At 62.4% G+C, this 18,144-nt stretch carries 18 protein-coding genes; 12 read left to right on the forward strand and 6 right to left on the reverse strand.

Translation table 11 applies throughout. The features are described from left to right. The first annotated feature begins 78 nt into the window (after positions 1–78). The 3 genes from ACR30Z_RS05430 to ACR30Z_RS05440 all read left to right on the forward strand — a co-directional run bounded on the left by ACR30Z_RS05430 (position 79) and on the right by ACR30Z_RS05440 (position 2,360). Positions 79–1,110: an adenosine deaminase gene (locus tag ACR30Z_RS05430; protein ID WP_144647907.1), complete on the forward strand. Its 1,032-nt coding sequence runs from the start codon at positions 79–81 to the stop codon at positions 1,108–1,110. A 144-nt stretch (positions 1,111–1,254) separates the two neighbouring features. Next, entirely contained in the window at positions 1,255–2,058 is an 804-nt protein-coding gene (locus ACR30Z_RS05435; RefSeq protein WP_434371471.1) for a pullulanase X25 domain-containing protein, read from the forward strand. Positions 2,059–2,075: 17 nt separating this feature from the next. Next, entirely contained in the window at positions 2,076–2,360 is a 285-nt protein-coding gene (locus ACR30Z_RS05440; RefSeq protein ID WP_144647903.1) for an acylphosphatase, read from the forward strand. Here ACR30Z_RS05440 and ACR30Z_RS05445 read toward each other — a convergent pair. Continuing rightward, positions 2,357–2,758 (reverse strand): type II toxin-antitoxin system VapC family toxin, encoded by a 402-nt coding sequence (locus tag ACR30Z_RS05445; protein WP_434371472.1) that lies wholly within the window; start codon positions 2,756–2,758, stop codon positions 2,357–2,359. The two genes, ACR30Z_RS05440 and ACR30Z_RS05445, sit on opposite strands and share 4 nt — an antisense overlap. Continuing rightward, a complete protein-coding gene (locus ACR30Z_RS05450; protein ID WP_434371473.1) occupies positions 2,755–3,021 on the reverse strand; it encodes a type II toxin-antitoxin system Phd/YefM family antitoxin in 267 nt (88 codons plus the stop codon). The genes ACR30Z_RS05445 and ACR30Z_RS05450 overlap by 4 nt, the downstream gene beginning before the upstream one ends. Positions 3,022–3,104: 83 nt before the next feature. On the opposite strand from ACR30Z_RS05450, the gene ACR30Z_RS05455 reads away from it, so the two are divergent. Together ACR30Z_RS05455 and ACR30Z_RS05460 are read left to right on the forward strand one after the other, a co-directional pair. Next, positions 3,105–3,707: a TetR/AcrR family transcriptional regulator gene (locus tag ACR30Z_RS05455; RefSeq protein WP_434371474.1), complete on the forward strand. Its 603-nt coding sequence runs from the start codon at positions 3,105–3,107 to the stop codon at positions 3,705–3,707. Next, positions 3,704–4,765, forward strand: a complete 1,062-nt coding sequence (locus ACR30Z_RS05460) for an SDR family oxidoreductase (RefSeq protein ID WP_434371475.1) — start codon at positions 3,704–3,706, stop codon at positions 4,763–4,765. Before ACR30Z_RS05455 ends, ACR30Z_RS05460 begins: the two co-directional genes overlap by 4 nt. On the opposite strand, the gene ACR30Z_RS05465 is transcribed toward ACR30Z_RS05460, so the two are convergent. Together ACR30Z_RS05465 and ACR30Z_RS05470 are read right to left on the reverse strand one after the other, a co-directional pair. Then, the gene (locus tag ACR30Z_RS05465; protein ID WP_434371476.1) at positions 4,711–5,619 is read right to left on the reverse strand and encodes a ribokinase; all 909 of its coding nucleotides are present in this window, start codon (positions 5,617–5,619) and stop codon (positions 4,711–4,713) included. The genes ACR30Z_RS05460 and ACR30Z_RS05465 overlap by 55 nt on opposite strands. A gap of 33 nt (positions 5,620–5,652) precedes the next feature. Beyond that, the gene (locus tag ACR30Z_RS05470) at positions 5,653–6,426 is read right to left on the reverse strand and encodes a GntR family transcriptional regulator (RefSeq protein ID WP_434371477.1); all 774 of its coding nucleotides are present in this window, start codon (positions 6,424–6,426) and stop codon (positions 5,653–5,655) included. A 135-nt stretch (positions 6,427–6,561) separates the two neighbouring features. Between ACR30Z_RS05470 and ACR30Z_RS05475 the strand changes: the two genes are divergently transcribed. Then, a complete protein-coding gene (locus ACR30Z_RS05475; protein ID WP_434371478.1) occupies positions 6,562–8,022 on the forward strand; it encodes an MFS transporter in 1,461 nt (486 codons plus the stop codon). A 93-nt stretch (positions 8,023–8,115) separates the two neighbouring features. Next, positions 8,116–9,114, forward strand: a complete 999-nt coding sequence (locus ACR30Z_RS05480) for a nucleoside hydrolase (RefSeq protein WP_144647887.1) — start codon at positions 8,116–8,118, stop codon at positions 9,112–9,114. A gap of 70 nt (positions 9,115–9,184) precedes the next feature. Here ACR30Z_RS05480 and ACR30Z_RS05485 read toward each other — a convergent pair whose 3' ends face one another. Beyond that, positions 9,185–9,937, reverse strand: a complete 753-nt coding sequence (locus tag ACR30Z_RS05485) for an ArsR/SmtB family transcription factor (protein WP_144647885.1) — start codon at positions 9,935–9,937, stop codon at positions 9,185–9,187. Between the two features lie 399 nt (positions 9,938–10,336). Between ACR30Z_RS05485 and ACR30Z_RS05490 the strand changes: the two genes are divergently transcribed. From ACR30Z_RS05490 to ACR30Z_RS05510, 5 genes are read left to right on the forward strand one after another with little or no spacing between them, the layout of a single operon-like run. Continuing rightward, positions 10,337–12,400, forward strand: coding sequence for a beta-galactosidase (locus ACR30Z_RS05490; RefSeq protein WP_434371479.1), 2,064 nt, complete (start codon positions 10,337–10,339; stop codon positions 12,398–12,400). 9 nt (positions 12,401–12,409) lie between these two features. Further along, complete coding sequence (locus ACR30Z_RS05495) at positions 12,410–13,390, forward strand: ABC transporter permease (protein WP_144647881.1); 981 nt, start codon at positions 12,410–12,412, stop codon at positions 13,388–13,390. Then, positions 13,384–14,316 carry a carbohydrate ABC transporter permease gene (locus tag ACR30Z_RS05500; protein WP_244296419.1) on the forward strand — a complete coding sequence of 311 codons (933 nt, stop codon included), beginning with the start codon at positions 13,384–13,386 and terminating at the stop codon, positions 14,314–14,316. The genes ACR30Z_RS05495 and ACR30Z_RS05500 overlap by 7 nt, the downstream gene beginning before the upstream one ends. Positions 14,317–14,321: 5 nt before the next feature. Continuing rightward, a complete protein-coding gene (locus ACR30Z_RS05505; protein ID WP_434371480.1) occupies positions 14,322–15,971 on the forward strand; it encodes an ABC transporter substrate-binding protein in 1,650 nt (549 codons plus the stop codon). Positions 15,972–15,976: 5 nt separating this feature from the next. After that, positions 15,977–16,678, forward strand: a complete 702-nt coding sequence (locus tag ACR30Z_RS05510) for a YesL family protein (protein WP_434371481.1) — start codon at positions 15,977–15,979, stop codon at positions 16,676–16,678. Here ACR30Z_RS05510 and ACR30Z_RS05515 read toward each other — a convergent pair. Continuing rightward, the gene (locus ACR30Z_RS05515) at positions 16,675–18,012 is read right to left on the reverse strand and encodes an amidohydrolase family protein (RefSeq protein WP_434371482.1); all 1,338 of its coding nucleotides are present in this window, start codon (positions 18,010–18,012) and stop codon (positions 16,675–16,677) included. The genes ACR30Z_RS05510 and ACR30Z_RS05515 overlap by 4 nt on opposite strands. Between the last annotated feature and the right edge of the window lie 132 nt (positions 18,013–18,144).

Here is an 18,144-nt window from a genome sequence, read left to right on the forward strand (position 1 = left end):
TCAGTTTGAGGGTGCCGAGCTTGAGAACCAAGTTGAGTGCTCCGGGACACGTGCGCGGATGGGGCCTAGAGTTGTCGGGTGGAAACTTTTGGCGAGAAAACTACGACCACGGCGCCCCCGGTTGCCGAACTGCACCTGCACATCGAAGGGACTCTCCAGCCAGAGCTGATCTTTGCGCTGGCCGAACGCAACGGCATCGAACTGCCATACGAAGACATTGACGAACTGCGCGAAAAATACCAGTTCACGGACCTGCAGTCCTTCCTGGACCTCTACTACGCCAACATGGCGGTCCTGCAGACCGAGCAGGACTTCACCGACATGACGCGGGCCTACCTCAAGCGGGCAGCAGCTGGGGGAGTGCGCCACGCGGAAATCATGATGGATCCCCAGGCACATACCTCCCGGGGCGTGGCGCTGGAAACCTGCGTCAACGGTGTGGCCAACGCCCTGGCGACATCCGAGGAGGACTTCGGTGTTTCGACCCTCCTCATCGCGGCATTCCTGCGGGATATGTCCGAGGATTCCGCGCTGGAGGTGCTGGACCAGCTCCTGGCCATGCACGCTCCCATTGCGGGCATCGGGCTGGACTCCGCAGAGGTGGGCAACCCGCCGTCGAAATTTGAGCGCTTGTACCAGCGCGCCGGCGAGGCGGGCCTGCGAAGGATTGCCCACGCTGGTGAGGAAGGACCGGCCTCCTACATCACCGAGGCGCTGGACATCCTGCACGTGGAGCGGATCGATCACGGTATCCGGTGCATGGAAGACACCGATGTAGTGCAGCGGTTGGTGGCCGAGCAGGTGCCGCTCACCGTTTGCCCGCTGTCCAACGTCCGCCTCCGTGCCGTGGACACCTTGGCTGACCACCCCCTGCCCGAGATGCTCGCGATCGGTTTGAACGTTTGCGTGAATTCGGACGATCCCGCCTACTTCGGCGGTTACGTGGACGACAACTTCGAGCAACTGGTGAAGGTACTGGAATTCTCGGTGCCCGAACAGGCCACGCTTGCTGCCAACTCCATCCGGTCCTCCTTCGCCAGCGAAGCCCGAAAAGCGGTGCTGCTGGACGAGGTCACTGAGTGGGTCAAAGCTTCGGTGCCGCACGCCTGAAGCGGGCAGCCGAGACCCGTAGATCACTTGCGGCGCCTGGGATGTCACACTCGGTCACGACACACGGTGTTTACCTTCAGCAGTCGCGGGAATTAACAATTCATTGGCAAACTGCAAGGGAGTATCCACCGTAGAAGGAGAAGCATGGGCGCGAACACCGCCGAGAACACCAACCTTCGTCTGAAGGCCGTACTGGACATCCTCGCTGAAGGCGTGTGGTCCGGGGCAACGCTGAACGCCGGCGAAGTGCTGGCCGAAGCGACTGCGCGCGTTCCTTTCAACGATCACGAGGCCGAATTGCTCAGTGGCGGGATTCCGCGGGGGCACAAGACCTTGACCTCGGCGTCGGCCAAGTTGGTCAAGGCCGGCTGGCTGGTCAAGGGCCGTTCCGGCTGGACCATTCCGGAGGACGGTCTGCGTGCGACGGTTGCCTTCCCGGATGTCGCAACTTTTGCAGCAGCGCTCGACGCCGGAACGCCGGTTCCAGCCGATGTTCCGGTGCCCACGGCCCCGCCGGCAAAGGCCCAAACAAAGAAGGCAGCGACGACTAAACGCGCCGCGACGAAGAAAACTGCTGCTCCCACAAAGAAGCCCACCACACGCAAGGCGCCTGCCAAGAGCAAGGCGGCCTCCGCCGTCGAGACTTTGCCGCAGCCGGACGCCGTTGCGATCGCGGGAGACTTCAACAAGATCCTCGGTGCACCCGAGGACTGGGCTCCGCAGTACGACGAAGCCCAGATGACGTTCAACCCTCTGGTCCAGCTATGGACGCTGACGGCCGAACTGCCCGCTGGCTTCTACACGTACAAGATCGCATTGAACCGCTCGTGGGACGAGAACTACGGTGCGTTCGGCACCCGCGATGGCGCCAACCACGAGTTGAACCACGACGGCGGAACCGTCACCATCACGTACAGCCACGAAACGCGTGACATCGTGATCGGCTAGCGTGGTTAGGGTGATTCATGACTAACGAAGCCCTTCGCCTCACAGCCCGCATCACCGGCGTTGTCCAGGGCGTGGGTTTCCGCTACTGGACTGCCCGAAGAGCCGAGGAACTGGTGCTGAGGGGGACCGTCCGCAACAACCACGACGGGTCCGTGCAATTGATCGCCGAGGGTTCAGCGGCCGACGTTGACAGCCTTGTGAAGTGGCTGCACTCAACGCGGGCACCTGGCCGCGTTGAGAAGGTGGAATTCGAGGTCTCAGACGGAACAGGGGAGTTCGACGACTTCCAAATCGTCGATTAGGTGCCGCTGGGTCCGGGCGACGCAGTCATGAGTCCGGATTCCTTGGCTGCCAGCAGCAGTTCCTGGTCGTATGCCACCACGGCGTCCACTTGTAGTCTGATGGCGGTCGCCAGATGAATTGCGTCTGCGCTCCGAAGTTGCCTGGGCAGCGCTGAGGCATACATCAAGTCCGAGCGGGTGACGTCTACAAGGTTGAGGCCGGAAAGAACATCGTTGACCTGATCGAAGGGCAGGCTGCGGCGGCGTGCTGCGCAGTGAAGCTCGGTGTACAGGAGCATCGAAGCCACCAAGTGGCCTCCCGCGACCCTGACTTCTTGGAGATGGGTGGCCAGGGCGTCGGATTCGTGCTCTTCCACAACAAGCTTCAGGATCGCGGACGTGTCCGCGTAGACGATCACCGATCTCCACGTAGATCGGACAGGATCTCGGTTGTGGTCATGTCGCTGCTGACGCGCTGCAGGAGGCGGAAATCCACGGGCGACTCACTGGCTGGGCGGACGCTCCCTGCTTGGAGCAATCGCTCGAAGGGCGAAGCCGAAGGTGGAATGAGGGTGGCCGTCACCTCGCCGTTGTTCGTGACGTCGATGACCTCGCCATTCTTGACGCGTTCGAGGATCTTACTGCTCTGGTTGCGCAGTTCGCGGTGCGGAATAGTGGTCATGATCTACCTCCGTAGCAATCGTAGCACTTGCCGCCTTGGTTCGGACGTTGCCGTAAATATATAGACTGGTCTATTATTTAGCTATGCCCTCTTCATACCCCAAAGGACTCGCAACGCGGCAGCGCTTGGTCGACTCCATGCTCGCCCTCATTCAGCTGCACGGCTATCACGGCACAGGACTCAACACGGTGCTGGCGCGATCCGGTGCCCCGAAAGGCTCCCTGTACTTTCATTTCCCTGAGGGTAAGACCGAACTCGGGATTGCCGCTGTAGGGCTGGCCGGAGATCAATTCGGTGAGCTGATCGGCACGGCTGCCACGGCGGCCTCCTCGCCCAATACCGTGGTAGACGCCTTGGTCGCCGAACTCAAGGGCATCTTGGAAACCAGTGACTATCAGGCCGGTTGTCCGGTCTCCTCCGTTGCCTTGGACGCAGGTTCTGAGAACGAGCCGCTCAGGGAAGCGTGCAGCAAGGTGTATGACGCCTGGGTCGGCGCTGTGTCCAGTTACCTTTCCACCTTCGGGCTCAACAAAGAGCAGGCGCAACCTTTGGCGACGTCGATGATCTGCCTGGTGGAGGGTTCGCTCATTCTGTCCCGCGCCCACAAATCCACCCAACCCCTGGACGCTGCTGCCGGGACGCTCAAAATGCTGATGAAAGCAGTTCCCGGCGAGGTGGGCGCATGAGCTCCCGCCACGCTCTGGTGTTCGGGGCCACTGGCCACATCGGGCAATGGCTGGTCCGCGAACTCTTGCGGCAGGGTGTGGCCGTCACAGCTGCGGTGCGCACCGAACGTTCTTTCCGCCGGTTGGCTGACTGGTTGTCTCGCCACGACGCCAACGGAACCGCAACGCCGCTGCTGGTGGACTTCAGCGTGGGCGACCTAGGCCTCGATCCGGCGTCGGGCGCCTTTCGGTCCGTGACTGAGGTCCACAACGTCGCTGGCGCATTCGCCTTTGGGATGACTGCCGCGGATGCCCATTCTGCCAACGTGGCCAGCGCCGAACGCGTGGTTCGTTTCGCCGCGAAGTTGCCGGCGCTGACCAGGTTGGTGCATCTGTCCGGCTATCGGGTGGGCGGTCAGGATCCGGCCGAGGTTCCGTGGGCTGTAGAGCGCCGTGCCAGCGAGTACAAACGCCTGGGCGCCTATGAGGGATCCAAGGTGGAGTCCGACGCCGTCGTGCAGGCGGTCGCGCTTTCCTTGGGCGTTCCCTTCACCATGGTCAATCCGGCCACCGTGATAGGAGATTCCGTCAACGGCGAGTCCAGCCAGGTGCTGGGTCTCGCCAGCAGCGTCCTGGACCTCTTCCATGGAAAACTGCCCGCGCTGCCCGGGAACAACCGCACGTTCGTCCCGGTGGTGACGGCGGACTACCTGGCCGCATTCATGGCGCTGGCCCCCGTCACGTCCGAGGCGGAAAACGCCTCGTACTGGGTGCTCGATGACGCCACGCCGCCGTTGCCGGAGTTGCTGAGGATGCTCGGGAAGCACTTGAATGTTCGGGTGCCGTGGCTGAAAATCCCCAGCGGTCTGCTGAAGAGACTGCCACCCAAACTCACCGGCGCGGATCCGGAGACGCTGTCCTTCCTCTCGGAGGACCGGTATCCCACCATCCCCGCACTCTCCTTGGCGGAGCAACACGGACTGCACCATCCGCCCGTGGAGACGGCTTTGAGGCGATGGGCGGACTATCTGGTGGCGGCGGAACTCGCTGCGTCAAGCAATCGCGTGGCTTCGATGTAGTGTTCCAACGGCTGCAAAGCGGGCTGGGAAGACGCATCGCGCACAGCATCCGCGCCAACCGCATTGGCTACCGCAAGGGCATGGCTGTGCTCAAGGCCGGAACCAAGTGCCAGCACCAAGGCTGCGCAGAAGGCATCCCCGGCTCCAATGGTGTTGGCAATATCAGTGACGGGCACGGCCGGGGCTTCGGCCACGCGTTCGCCATCGACGAAGAGTGCCGAGCCATCGCCACCATAGGTGACGGCCACCAACGGAGCGTTCTTGAGGGCCGGAATCAGCTCATACTCGGTCTCATTCACGATCACCAGGTCGCAGCGTTCCAGGAGTTCAGGAATGATCGGCGCGGCCGGGGCGGCGTTGAGCGCAAAGAATCCCGGTGCGCGGCGGGCAGCTTCCAGCACCACGTCCTGGTCCACTTCGAGCTGGCAAAGCAGGGCCTCATCGTCACGGAAGGTGATGCCGTCCAAGGCCACCGAACCGTTGGCGCCCGGGCAGACGACAATTTGATTCTCGCCTTGGCCGTCCACCAGCACCAGCGCGGTTCCCGTTGCGCCTTCCACTTGGGCAATGTCCTGAACATCGACGCCGGCACCGGCCATGGCGCTGAGCAGTGTCCGTCCGGCTTCGTCCTGGCCCACGGCCCCCACCATGCGGGAATTGCTCGCTAGCCGGGCGGCGGCAACAGCCTGGTTGGCGCCCTTGCCGCCGGGCTGCTGTCGGAGGACGGCACCGCCCACGGTTTCACCCGGGGAGGGGAGCCGGCTGGCGGTCGCGGTGATGTCGAGGTTAATGCTGCCCACAACCGTGAGCGTGGAGGACAAAGTAGGCGCAGAAGGCTGAACGGGAGTGCTCATGGAAGGTCCTTTTTGGAAGAAATCAGCTGAATGTCAGGAGGACTGGATAACGGAGAGGTGGCCGGCTTTGGCAGCCACGAGGCACTTGGCGAGGTAGAACGGGGAGCCATTCCGGCGCACGTATTGCGTCAGGACCAGCACGGGATCGGAGGGACGGAGTCCAAGTAACTTCGCACGGCTGGGTCCGGCAGTGCTGAGGCTGATCTCGCACTCGCCGGGTCCTAGGTTTGCGCCGGGAAGCCCGCTGAGGACTTCCAAGAGAGTGGAAGCCGGGAGCGTGGGGGCCTCAGCTGCCTCGGCCAGTGCTTCGGCTTCAGGAATTCCCTGTGAGACGTTCTCCTGAAGGTGGGCCACGGGCTCCCCGTTCCGGATGAGCACGCTCTCCCAGAACCACACATCCTCATCGGGTTCCACCCCGATGCCCGGGGCCACGAACTCCGATGCCGGTTGCTTGATGGCGGCTACCCGCTTGACCTGGATGTCCTGGTCCGGCCCGCCAAGAAGTTGATCGAACGGACGGATGTGTTCGATGCCAATGCGGGGCAGTGAATCTGCCACGAAACGTCCAACTCCACGGCGTGCCCGGGTGAGGCCGTCTTCTTCGAGCAACATCAGGGCCTCCCGGATCACGGTACGGCTGACGTCCATCATGGTGCCCAGCTCGGTCTCCGTGGGGAGCAGCGAACCAGGCGGCAGGATCTTGGTCCGGATCGCTTCGGCGATGCGGGAGTAGGCCGCGACGCGCAAAGGCTGACCCGGTTGGGTGGCGATGGGTCTGGACAGGAATTGGACGGCGTTGTCGGTCAAGGGTGCCTCACTTGAGATGGGTTACCGACACTGTACCGGAAGACTGTGACAGGTTGCACAAGCTCGTAATACATGCTTGTATAACAACTCACATCTCGTGGCGCCGCCCCGCGCCCTCGGACAAAGGAGTTTGATGTGAACATCCCCACCGCCACAGGCCAGCAGACTGCAGACCCGCAGTCCCCAGCCTCACCTCAGGCCCCTGCAGCAACGGCAAACACGGACGAAGGCCGCTTCCACGGCAAGGCCGCCGCCCTGCTGATCACCACGTTGGTCCTGGCCGTGCTGGCCTTCCAGCTCAACGCCAGCATGATCACTCCAGCCCTGCCGCACATCGGTTCCTTCTTCGGTGAGACGCCGGAAGCCGTGGCCCAAGTGCAGTCGATGTTCTTCCTCGCCGGTGCCATCGCCGGTCCCGTGATCGGCCGCTGGAGTGACTTCATCGGCCGGCGCAATGCGCTCCTGCTGGTGCTGGCCATCATGGGTGCCGGTACGGTGCTGTGCATCTTCGCCCCGACCCTCCCGTTGCTGGTCACAGGACGCTTCATGCAGGGTGTCTCAAGCGCCATCTTCGCGCTCTCCTACATCGTCCTCAACGAGTACCTTCCCGCCCGCCTCTTCGGCACGTCCATCGGCATCATCGCCGCCATCAACGGCGGCGTCGGCGGCGTGGACGGCTACTTCGGCGGGCTCATGGCCGAGACGCTTGGCTTCCAATCGATCTTCGTTGCAGTGCTCGTCCTGGCCGCGATCGCCGTCGTCTGTGTCATCAAGGTTGTTCCGGGCGGTAGGTCCACCGTGGCTCCGGGCCGGATGGATTGGTGGGGAGCGGGTTCCCTGTCCGTGTTCCTGGTGTTCATCACCTACTTCGTGTCCACGGGTTCCTCTGCCGGCTGGACCTCTCCTGCCGCGCTTGGCCTGCTCGCCGGCAGCATTGCGTCCTTCACGGCCTTCTGGCTCATCGAGAAAAAGCGCGAAACCCCGTTGGTTGCAGTCCACCACCTCCGTTCACGCCAGGTGTGGCCCGTCATCGCCACCACCGTGCTGACACTTGCGGGCATCTTCGCCATCATCAACTTCACCGTGGTATTGCTCAGCCAGGACAAGGAAAACGGCTTCGGATTGACCGCATCACTGGCAGCCTTGCTGTTCCTCACCCCTGCCGCATTGATCGGCGTGTTCGCCGCTCCACTTGCCGGCTGGATCGCCGACCGCCGCGGCTGGATCAAGACCGTCCGCGTAGGCACCGCAACCAGCCTCGCCTGCGCGATCGTCGCCGCACTGTTCGCCCACAACCAGATCGCGGTCCTCATCGCGATCGCCGCCTTGGGTATCTTCTACAACGGCTTCTTCCTCACCGCCATCAACGGCCTGTCCGTCCTGCTTTCGCCCAAGGAAGCACCTGCGGCACTGCCGGGCATCAACGGTGCCTCCTTCGGCATCGGGGCGAGCCTCGGCGTCGTGGTTGTTGCGCCGTTCGCAGGCCAAGGCACCGCGGCCGGGTACTCTGCTGCCCTCTGGATTTCGGTGTCCATCACTGCCCTCGCGTTCATCGTCAGCCTGTTCATTGCCGCCCCGAAGGGCGAAAAGATCTAACGCACGACGCCGGCACGCGGCCCTGACTCGCCACCTGCCCCAGCTTCACCCCACCACAGAACCAGCAGTCCGCTACACCTGAAACGAGAGACCATGAACCAGCGCACCGCCGCCCCCTTCTTCCTTGACTGCGATACCGGCATCGACGACGCCCTTGCCCTCGCCTACCTCCTGGCCTCCCCGCGGGCGGACCTGGTGGGCATCGGCACGGTCAGTGGCAACGTCAGCGCAGCCGGAGGCGCCCGGAACACCCTGGACCTGCTGAACCTGGCCGGCCACCCGGACATACCCGTGGCGATCGGGGCGCACGATCCGCAGGTGGGCACCTTCCACGGCGGCGCGCCGCATGTCCATGGTGACAACGGCATCGGTGGAGTGGACCTGGTTCCGTCAGACCGCGAGCCGGTCAAGCAAACGGCAGCCGAACTCCTGGTCCAGTTGGCCCACCAGTACGCGGGGGAGCTGCGCCTGGTGGCCATCGGCCCGCTGACCAACATCGCCGAAGCCTTGCGCCTGGAACCCCAGCTGCCGCAACTCATCGCCGAAGTCACCATCATGGGTGGTGCCGCGCTGGCGCCGGGAAACATCTCTCCTGTGGCTGAAGCCAACATCGCCAACGACCCCGAAGCGGCAGCCGAGGTCCTGGCCGCCGACTGGAACGTGACGTTGGTACCCCTGGACGTCACCATGACCAACGTCCTGGAGGAACACCACCGCCAGGAACTGCTCGCCACCGAGCACCCGGTCTCGCAGGCCCTCGGCGAGATGCTGGGCTACTACTTCGGCTTCTATATCGACATTTTCGGACGTGCTTGCTCGGCGATGCATGATCCCCTCGCGGCCGCCATCGCGGTCAGGGGGGTGGAGCTCACCCTGGCTCCGACCGTTCGCGTCCAGGTGGACACTACCCACGGCCCCGGTCGCGGCCAGACCGTCTGCGATCTCCGCGGGCAGTACGCCGGCTTCCCGGAGCAGCGCGGTGCGCGTTGCCGCGTGGTGCTGGGTATCGGGGAAGACTTCGCCCCTCACCTGCTCGGCACCCTGCAGGCGGCTTGGCTCACTGAGGAACAGGCAGCGGCGCCCGTCGCCTGACTGGCGGGAAACCAAGGCCTGGACGACGACGGCGGCAGCGGCCCGCCGTCGTCGTCCTCGTTTAAGGCCTCTAGGCATACATGAGCGAGCCCGGCGTGGTGAGTTTCTCGCCGGTCTCGAGCCAGGTCTTGAGGCCGGAGAGGATCATGGGCCAGCCGCCGTAAAGCTGGTCGTTGGCGCCCTCGCGGAGCTGGTCGTGCGTGACGGTGAGGTGGCAGGAATCGCCGACTGGCTCGATCTCCCACGTGATCCGCGATGTTCCCTCGGCCTTCACGTCCTCGCCCCAGAGCGCCCGCATGGTTTGAACCAGCCGGCGCGGGGGATCGACTTCGATGTTCTCGCCCTCGCCCAGCGGTGCATCGGCTTTGACGTTGTGCATCTCGAAGCGGCTGCCCGGGGTCCAGTCCGAAGTGAACGTGTTCCCGAACTGGTACTTACTGCGGATGTCGCTGTCCGTGATGGCTTCCCAGAGCAGTTCCGGCGTGGTCTTGATGTAAATCTCGAAGATCTTTTCCATGGGACTTTCCAATCTGGATTTGAGGTCGCTGAGCGCAGCGGCCCATGGTTCTGCGTATTTACTCACCCAGCGATCGTGGATGAGGCGGATGGGAACCGGGTTCAGGAAGTGCAGCTTTTCGCGCCCCCGACGGCGGGTGACCACCAATCCTGCATCTTCCAGCAGCTTGAGGTGCTTGGCGATGCCAAAACGGGTCATCTCAAACCTTGCTCCGAGGGCGGTGGCGGACTGGCCATCCTCACGGAACAGCTCATCAAGCAGCTCTCTGCGGGTGGGGTCTGCCAAGGCCTTGAACACGGCGTCCATGGGCTCAGGATAGGTGACTGTTTGGTCACGTGTCAACGGATTGCAGCGAATCTGCCGGAGCGCTGCGAGACCGCCGGAACACTGCGACCTCGCCGTTCCTAGCCGGTGTTCTCGCACGCTTCCCGCGTTATCGGGGCGACCTGGAGAAACATCGTCCGATAGTTTCCAAGGCAATCCGGAAAGTTAACATCACCATCTGGCTCCCTCGCCCGTCAGTACAGTGATTCCGGGCTCGGAAACTCCCAGTCATGCGAGCAATTGCGCGGATTGGCTGACCTCTGGTTGCTCTGAAGTTTCCGATACCGACCTGTTGTTATTGCGTAAACTTTACGATAGTTTCTCTCTGTGATGTGAGTCGCACTGCGGTGCAGGGCGACGACGGCCGAGTGAAGGACAACGATGACCATCCACCCTGAGGATTTGCGGACTGCCGAGGCGCGGCTGCAGCAATTGCATCAACGAATAGGCGGCATTGCGTACGGCGGGGATTACAACCCCGAGCAATGGCCGCGCGAAGTATGGCTAGAGGACGCCAAGCTCATGCAGCAGGCGGGAGTGAACCTGGTGACCTTGGCGGTCTTCTCATGGAGCCGCTTGGAAACCAGCAACGGCGTTTTCGACTTTGGCTGGCTGGACGAGGTCATGGACCTGATGCACCAGCACGGCATCGGGGTGGACCTGGCAACGCCTGATGCTGTCCCTCCGGCTTGGCTGGTGGAACAGCACCCGGACATCATGCCCGAACGCCCGGACGGAAGTATCTTCGGATTCGGATCCCGCCAACACTTCGATGTCTCCCATCCTGTGTACCGCGCCAAGTCGCTGGTCCTCGCCGAGAAAATGGGGGAGCGCTACGCCAGCCATCCCGCACTCCGCATGTGGCACGTGGGCAACGAGTACGGACCCACGTCCTATGGACCGTGGGCGGAGAAGGCCTTCCGGGAATGGTTGCAGCGGAAGTACTCCACTTTGGATGAACTGAACGAAGCCTGGAGCACTACAGTCTGGGGCCAGCTCTACTCGGACTGGAGCCAAGTCCGAGTCCCCGCCCAGCCCCGCACATGGTCCAACCCGTCGCGTCGGCTGGATTTTCATCGCTTCACCTCAGACAGCATGCTGGAGCACTATAAGGCCGAGCGGGATATCCTCCGGCGCCACAGCCCGGACCTGCCGATCGTCACCAACTTCATGCGCTTCTACAAGACCAACGACTACTGGGCCTGGGCAGCCGAAGAAGACGCCGCCGCCCTGGATATCTACCCGGACCCGCGTGAAGAGGACGCGCATATCGCTGCTGCCTTGAACTTCGACCTCATGCGTTCCCTCCGCCAAGGCCAGCCGTGGATGGTGATGGAACAGGCCACCGGTGCCGTCAGCCAGTGGTCCGTGAACGTGTCCAAGCTTCCCGGCAAGATGCGCCTGGGTTCCTATCAAGCCATTGCGCAGGGCGCGGACTCGATCCTCTTCTTCCAATGGCGTCAGGCCAAGGGCGGGACTGAGCGCTACCACTCGGCCATGGTGAACCACGCCGGACCCAACACCCGCATCTTCCGCGAAGTTTGCGAGCTGGGGCAGGAGCTCAAGACGCTGGGCGACGTGACGGGCACCCGGTCCACAGCCAAAGTGGCCATCGTTTTCGACTGGGACTGCTGGTGGGCGCTGGAGTTGGGCAACTCGCCGCGCTCGGACCTGAACTACGCCCAAGAAGTCCTGCGCCTCTATCGCCCGCTTTTCGACGCCAACATCACCGTCGATTTCGTCAATGCCAACAGCGACTTGTCCGCGTACAGCCTGGTGATCATGCCGGCGTCGTACCTCCTCACGGACCAGGCCGCCGAGCGATTCGAAAGCTACGTGACCTACGGTGGTCGGCTGGTGGTCTCGTACCTGTCCGGGATCGTGGACCAGGACAACACCATCCGCTTGGGCGGTTACCCGGGTGCGCTGCGGAAAGTGCTGGGCGCCTGGAGCGAGGAAATGCACCCGCTCGCCGGGGATGGCGAGCAGGTGAAACTGTCAACGCTCGACGGCGGCACCTCCTCCGCGAGCTACTGGACCGAGCATCTGCACGCCGAAACGGCGGAAGTCCTGGCCAGCTACTCGTCCGGTCGGTTGGCGGGCGCGCCGGCCGTCACACGCAATTCATTCGGTCAAGGCATGGCACTGTACCTGTCGGCGCGCGTCGAGGACGGCCTGCTGGCGCAGCTCCTCCACGACGAACTCCGGAGCGCCGGTGTGGAGCCGGAACTGAACGCACCCACGGGAGTCCAGGTCCGCCGTCGTACTGGCTGCAGTGCCGACGGCACCAACAAGAGCTTCCTCATGGTGCTCAACCACAACGACGCGCCGTCCAGCGTGGACGTCCTCGACGGCGGCACGGACCGGATCAGTGGACGCACGGTTCAGGGGGCGGTCGAGCTCCCTGCGAACGGCGTCCTGATCCTCGACGAAACAGCAGGATAGGCGGGGACCATGGCACTACGACTGGATGTTCCACCCAAGGTGGTTCCGGGCACCGAGGCAAGCACAACGAAAAAACGTCGCGACAAGCCCGGGAGCTGGAAGCTGGCGATCAAACGCGACTGGCGTTTGTACACGCTGTTAGCGCTGCCACTGCTGTACCTTTTGATCTTCAGGTACCTGCCCATGGCCGGTAACGTCATTGCATTCCGCCAATTCCAGCCCGGCGGCAGTATTTTCGGCGAGAAGTGGGTTGGCCTCAAATACATCACCCTCTTCATCAACGATCCCAGCTTCTGGCAGGCATTCCAGAACACCATCATCCTGGGTGTCCTGACGTTGGTTTTCTGCTTCCCGATGCCCATCATCTTCGCGCTGATGCTCAACGAATTGAGGTCGCAGAAGTTCAAGAAATTCGTACAGACCGTGGCCTACCTGCCGCACTTCATGTCCGTGGTGATCATCGCCGGCATGATCCTGCAGAACTTCTCCATGACGGGCACCGTAAACCAGATCGCGGAGTCACTGTTCGGCACCACCGTGAACTTCACGCAGGACCCGGGATGGTTCCGGCCCATGTACATCAGCTCGGAGGTTTGGCAGACCATGGGCTGGGGAGCCATCCTCTACCTCGCCGCGCTGACGCGGGTGGACGAGTCCCTCTATGAGGCGGCCCGGATCGATGGTGCCAACCGCTGGCAGCAGACCTGGCACGTCACGCTTCCAGCCATCCGCCCCACCATCATCACGTTGCTGATCCTGAATATCGGCACGTTCATGGCGGTGGGCTTCGAGAAGATCCTCCTCATCTACAACCCGCTCAACTTCGCGACCTCAGACGTCATCTCCACCTACCTGTACCGGGTAGGCCTGGAATCCAGCAACTTCAGCTACGCGGCCGCCATCGGAATGTTCGAATCCGTCATTGGCCTCACGCTGATCCTCTCAGCGAACGCGGTTTCCAAGCGCCTCGCAGGAACGAGCCTGTGGTGAACAAGACAGCTACTGCCAACAAGGGTTCTGCAGCCCAAGGCGTCCTCCTGAAGGACATGCAGGTTTCGCGCGGCATGCGGATCTTCCGGGTCTTCAACCTGGTGTTCCTGCTGCTGGTGGTGTTCCTGACGGTGTATCCGTTCCTGAACATCATTGCCCAGTCCTTCTCCAGCGAAGGGTTCATCAACGCCGGGCAGGTGAACCTGTTCCCGATGGGCTTCAACACCGAGACGTACAAGTTGATCCTGGCCGACTCCACCTTCTGGAACAACTACGGAAACACCGTCCTGTACACGGTGGTGGCAACGGGCATTTCCATGGTCCTCACCACATCCTTCGCCTACGCGATCGCCAAGAAGGACCTCAAGGGACGCAGCCTGTTCATTGGCCTCGCCGTGTTCACCATGTTCTTCAACGGCGGGCTGATCCCCAACTACGTGCTCATCAGCTCCTTGGGCATGAGGGACTCCATCTGGGCCGTGGTGCTGCCGAATGCCATCAGCGTGTTCAACCTGCTCATCATGAAATCGTTCTTCGAGAACATGCCCCGCGAACTGGAGGAAGCAGCATCGATCGACGGGCTCACGCAGTACGGAATCCTCTTCCGGGTGGTGCTGCCGCTCAGCAAAGCAATCATGGCCACCATGGTGTTGTTCTACGCCGTGGCCAACTGGAACTCCTGGTTCCAGGCCTTCCTCTACCTCGATAACCCGGATCTCTTTCCGGTCACCATCTACCTGCGCAACATGATCGCCGGAGTCACCACAGCGGGCTCAGCCGGCGGCACAGCGGAAAACGTCGGTCAGATCGCCGCCAACATCCAGTCGGTCACCATCGTCCTGACCGTCATCCCCATCCTTTGTGTCTATCCCTTCGTCCAGAAGTACTTCTTCTCGGGCGTCATGCTCGGCTCCGTCAAGGAATAAGCCTTATGAAAGGAAACCCCATGATTCACACACGAGAGTTCCGCCGTCGGGACTTCCTGGGACTCGCCTCCGTTGTCACTATCGGACTGATGATGACCAGCTGCGACTCCGACACCTCCGAGAAGGTGGATACGTCCAAGTCCCGCAACGGTGCGATGGAAAGCTTCAAGGTAGGAGACACGTTCAAGGCGACGGTGCCGCTGACGTTCACCTTCTTGTTCTCCGACCAGCCCACGTATCCGTACAAGAAGGACTGGCTGCTGTTCACCAAGATGGCCAGCGACAACAACGTCACCCTGGAACCCACCATCGTTCCCAACAGCGATTATGAGCAGAAGCGCAGCCTGCTCATCAGCTCCGGCAGCGCCCCGGAGATCATCGCGAAGACCTACCCGGGCCAGGAGTCGGCGTTTGTGTCCGCCGGTGCCGTGTTGCCGGTCAGTGACTACGTGGACCTGATGCCGCACTTCCAGGAGAAAGTGAAGAAGTGGAAGCTCGAGCCTGAAATTGAAGCGTTGACCCAGGAAGACGGCAAGTACTACGTCCTTCCCGGTTTGCATGAGGAGCTGTGGCCCGACTACTCGCTCTGTATCCGGAAGGATGTGCTGAAGAAGGAAGGTTTGTCCGAGCCCGCAACGTGGGAGGAGTTCCGCGACGTGCTGCGCGCGCTGAAGAAGGCCTACCCGGACGTGGTTCCCTACTCCGACCGCTTCAAGGGCGATAGCGTCTTGAACATCGCCGGTGCGGCTTTCGGGACTGTGGCCGGCTGGGGCCTGGTGGATGGACTCCAGTTCGATGAGGACAAGAAGGAGTTCGGCTTCGCTGCAGGGTCGGGCAAGTTCAAGGACTTGGTGACGTACTTCAACTCGCTGGTGTCCGAGGGGTTGATGGACCCCGAAAGCTTCACCCAGACTGACGATTCCGCCATCCAGAAGTTCGTATCAGGCAAGTCGTTCGTCATCAGTGCCAACTCGCAGAACGTCATCACGTACCGCACCTCCATGGAACAGTCCCTGGGCAAGGGCAATTTCGAGATCGGCAAGATTACCGTCCCCGGAGGGCCTGCCGGCGATGTCATCGGCGGCACCCGGCTGGAGAACGGCATCATGCTGAACTCGTCCGTGAAGGACAAGGACAGTTTCGTGGCACTGATCCAGTACATCGACTGGTTGTTCTACAGCGATGCCGGGCAGGAATTCTCCAAGTGGGGCGTGGAAGGCACCACGTTCACCAAGGACGGCGGCAAGCGCAAACTCGCTGCCGACATCAACTTCCAAGGACTCAACCCGGCCGGTACCAAGGACCTGCGAGTGGACTACGGCTTCTCCGGCGGCAACTTCGCCTACGGCGGCGCCACGGAACTGCTCCACTCCACATTCAACGAGGAAGAGCTGGCGTTCCAAAAGGCCATGAAGTCCAAGAAGCCGCGCCCGGTCGCCCCGCCGGTGCCGTTCAACGACGTCGATCGCGAACAAGCCACGTTGGCGCTCACCCCGCTCAAGGACCACGTCAAGCAGAACACCCTGAAGTTCATCACCGGACAGCGCAGCCTCAGCGAGTTCGACGCCTACGTGAAGGAACTCGACAGCAAGGGCCGGACAAAATACGTTGAGCTGGCCAACAAGGCCTACAAGGCGTACGCGGACAAGAAGTAGTACTGATGGCAGGCAGGAAGCCGGAATACGGGTCCGGACCATTATTCAAAGCAGCCGGAATTGTCTACGGCGTCATGATCGGCGATGCATTGCTGGTACTTACCAACGTGGTGGTGGTTCTGGTGCCAGTGTTGGTTGGCGTGATCGGTCCTGTGGCGCTGCTGGGTTTTGTGCTGCTCGGACCCTCCGTTGTGGCTTCCTGCTACGCCTTCAATCGGCTCCTGTCAGGCGAGGACAGTGGGGTGTTCCACGACTTTGTGAAATCGTATCGGAGCAACTTCGGCCAAGCAGTGGTGGTGGGGTTGCCCTACCTGCTGTTGCTGGCCATCATCGGCTTCAACATGGCTGTCCTGCCTGGATCCTTGGACGCCGGTCTCCTGACCGCAGCACGAACAGGACTGGTGGGGCTCGCGCTCATGGTCTGCACCGCAGCCCTGAACGCGATGCTCCTCCTGTCCCGTTTCACCTTCAGGACACGTGACATCTACCGCTTGTCCGTTTACGCCCTGGGGGCCCAGAGGCGGGTGTCCCTGGGCAACGCCGGAATCCTGTTTGTCACTGCCTTCGGCTTGCTGATGACCACAGCGTGGTTAATCCTCTTTGCCGGCGGGCTGGTGGTGTACCTGTTCTGTCTGAATTCCCGGCCCTTGCTGGCGTTTGTTGAGGGCAAGTTCACGGTGCCCGCTGGGCCTGCAGCGGCCGGCTAGAGATTCGTCCGCACAACAGCTCCCTGTGCGATGACAGTGCTGACCTTCTCCAGCGCTGAACCATCGGTCAGGGGATCGGTGTCAACCACCACGACGTCGGCCATTGAGCCGCGGACCAAGCGTCCCACGTTGTCGCCGCGTCCAAGCAGGCGGGCGGCGTTGGTGGTGGCGGCCTGCAGTGCTTCCAGGGGTGTCAGCCCCGCTTCTGCGAGCAACCGGGCTTCTGTACCGATCGGTGTCACATCCGTTCCGAACGAATCGGTTCCGGCCACGATCGTGACACCGGCATCCTTGGCTGCCCGAACAGCGGCCTGCAGGATCGGTGTGTATTCCTTGCCGCGGGCGGCCAGGATGGGATTGGTGGAATTGGCCATGCTGGTGATCGCATCCATGGTGGGCGTGAAGAATGTACCCCGCCGGGCCATATCGTGGATGGTCTTCTCCGTCATGAAAACGCCGTGCTCGATGCTCCGCACACCGGCACGGACGGCGCCGTCAATGCCCTCTGCGCTATAGGCATGGCAGAGGACGCCGGCGCCCTTGGCTGCCTTGACGATGGCGCCGATCTGATCCACGTTGTACACCAGCTCGCGGGGGTCCTGCTCGGGAAGGCCTGCGCGTGGGTTGGCGCGGGTCTTGATGACCTGGGCACCCCGCTTCAGGTTCACTCGGGTGAGGTACGCCAGGTCCTGGGGCTCCTTGACGCCACCGCTCAGTGTCGCCAAAGGTGCCAGATCCGGATCGGCCAGGAGGGAGTCGCCCTGATCCGGCGAAATGAACAGGCCTGCTGGAGTCATCCTCGGTGAGAGGCCGGGCGCCCACGACGGCAGGGCGGCCAGGGCGATGTCCTGATAGAAGGTACTCGAACCGCTGCGGACGCTGGTGGCACCGCCTTGCAGGAGCGCGCGGGCGTCGGCCAGCGCATTGGCGTGGACGTGTGCATCGACGAGTCCTGGAAGCACCCATCTCCCCGAAGCGTTCAGCACCCGGGCACGTTTGGCGACCGCGGCCACGGCTTTTCGGGTCTCGTCCCGGCTTCCGACCGCGGTGACTTTGCCGCCATCGAGAACCACCACGGCGTCGGACACAGCGCCGCCAGTCTTCGGATCCACCACGGTTCCACCCTCGATGATCACTGCCTGGGTGGGCAGCGGCCTGCCGTGATAGTTCGGTCCTGACTGCGGGCTGTCCGCAAGGGCCGACGGCGCTGAGGCCAGTTGGGCAGCGATTCCGGCTACGGAGATTCCTGCCAGTGCGGCGGCTCCGGCGAGGATGCCGCGACGAGGCAGTTCACCTTGTGGTTTGGGGGTTGAGGCGTGGTCGTGAAGGCACATCTTTGTACTCCTGGGGAACGAACGGCTGGCGCCGTTGGGGACGAGCGTTCAGCTATTTGGTATTCCAGAATGCCCTATCACAAAGCCTTCAGGCAAGTATTTATAGACGTGAGGCTGGAACGCTTCTGTTTG

The sequence above is a fragment of the Paenarthrobacter sp. FR1 genome (assembly GCF_051106045.1).
Taxonomy (GTDB): Bacteria; Actinomycetota; Actinomycetes; order Actinomycetales; family Micrococcaceae; genus Arthrobacter; species Arthrobacter nitroguajacolicus_A.

Bases quoted from the DNA above. Each gene is read 5' to 3' on its own strand.
- ACR30Z_RS05435 (WP_434371471.1), top strand. From the start codon at position 1,255: ATGGGCGCGAACACCGCCGAGAACACCAACCTTCGTCTGAAGGCCGTA.
- ACR30Z_RS05440 (WP_144647903.1), top strand. From the start codon at position 2,076: ATGACTAACGAAGCCCTTCGCCTCACAGCCCGCATCACCGGCGTTGTC.
- ACR30Z_RS05450 (WP_434371473.1), bottom strand. From the start codon at position 3,021: ATGACCACTATTCCGCACCGCGAACTGCGCAACCAGAGCAGTAAGATC.
- ACR30Z_RS05455 (WP_434371474.1), top strand. From the start codon at position 3,105: ATGCCCTCTTCATACCCCAAAGGACTCGCAACGCGGCAGCGCTTGGTC.
- ACR30Z_RS05460 (WP_434371475.1), top strand. From the start codon at position 3,704: ATGAGCTCCCGCCACGCTCTGGTGTTCGGGGCCACTGGCCACATCGGG.
- ACR30Z_RS05465 (WP_434371476.1), bottom strand. From the start codon at position 5,619: ATGAGCACTCCCGTTCAGCCTTCTGCGCCTACTTTGTCCTCCACGCTC.
- ACR30Z_RS05480 (WP_144647887.1), top strand. From the start codon at position 8,116: ATGAACCAGCGCACCGCCGCCCCCTTCTTCCTTGACTGCGATACCGGC.
- ACR30Z_RS05485 (WP_144647885.1), bottom strand. From the start codon at position 9,937: ATGGACGCCGTGTTCAAGGCCTTGGCAGACCCCACCCGCAGAGAGCTG.
- ACR30Z_RS05490 (WP_434371479.1), top strand. From the start codon at position 10,337: ATGACCATCCACCCTGAGGATTTGCGGACTGCCGAGGCGCGGCTGCAG.
- ACR30Z_RS05495 (WP_144647881.1), top strand. From the start codon at position 12,410: ATGGCACTACGACTGGATGTTCCACCCAAGGTGGTTCCGGGCACCGAG.
- ACR30Z_RS05505 (WP_434371480.1), top strand. From the start codon at position 14,322: ATGAAAGGAAACCCCATGATTCACACACGAGAGTTCCGCCGTCGGGAC.
- ACR30Z_RS05510 (WP_434371481.1), top strand. From the start codon at position 15,977: ATGGCAGGCAGGAAGCCGGAATACGGGTCCGGACCATTATTCAAAGCA.
- ACR30Z_RS05515 (WP_434371482.1), bottom strand. From the start codon at position 18,012: ATGTGCCTTCACGACCACGCCTCAACCCCCAAACCACAAGGTGAACTG.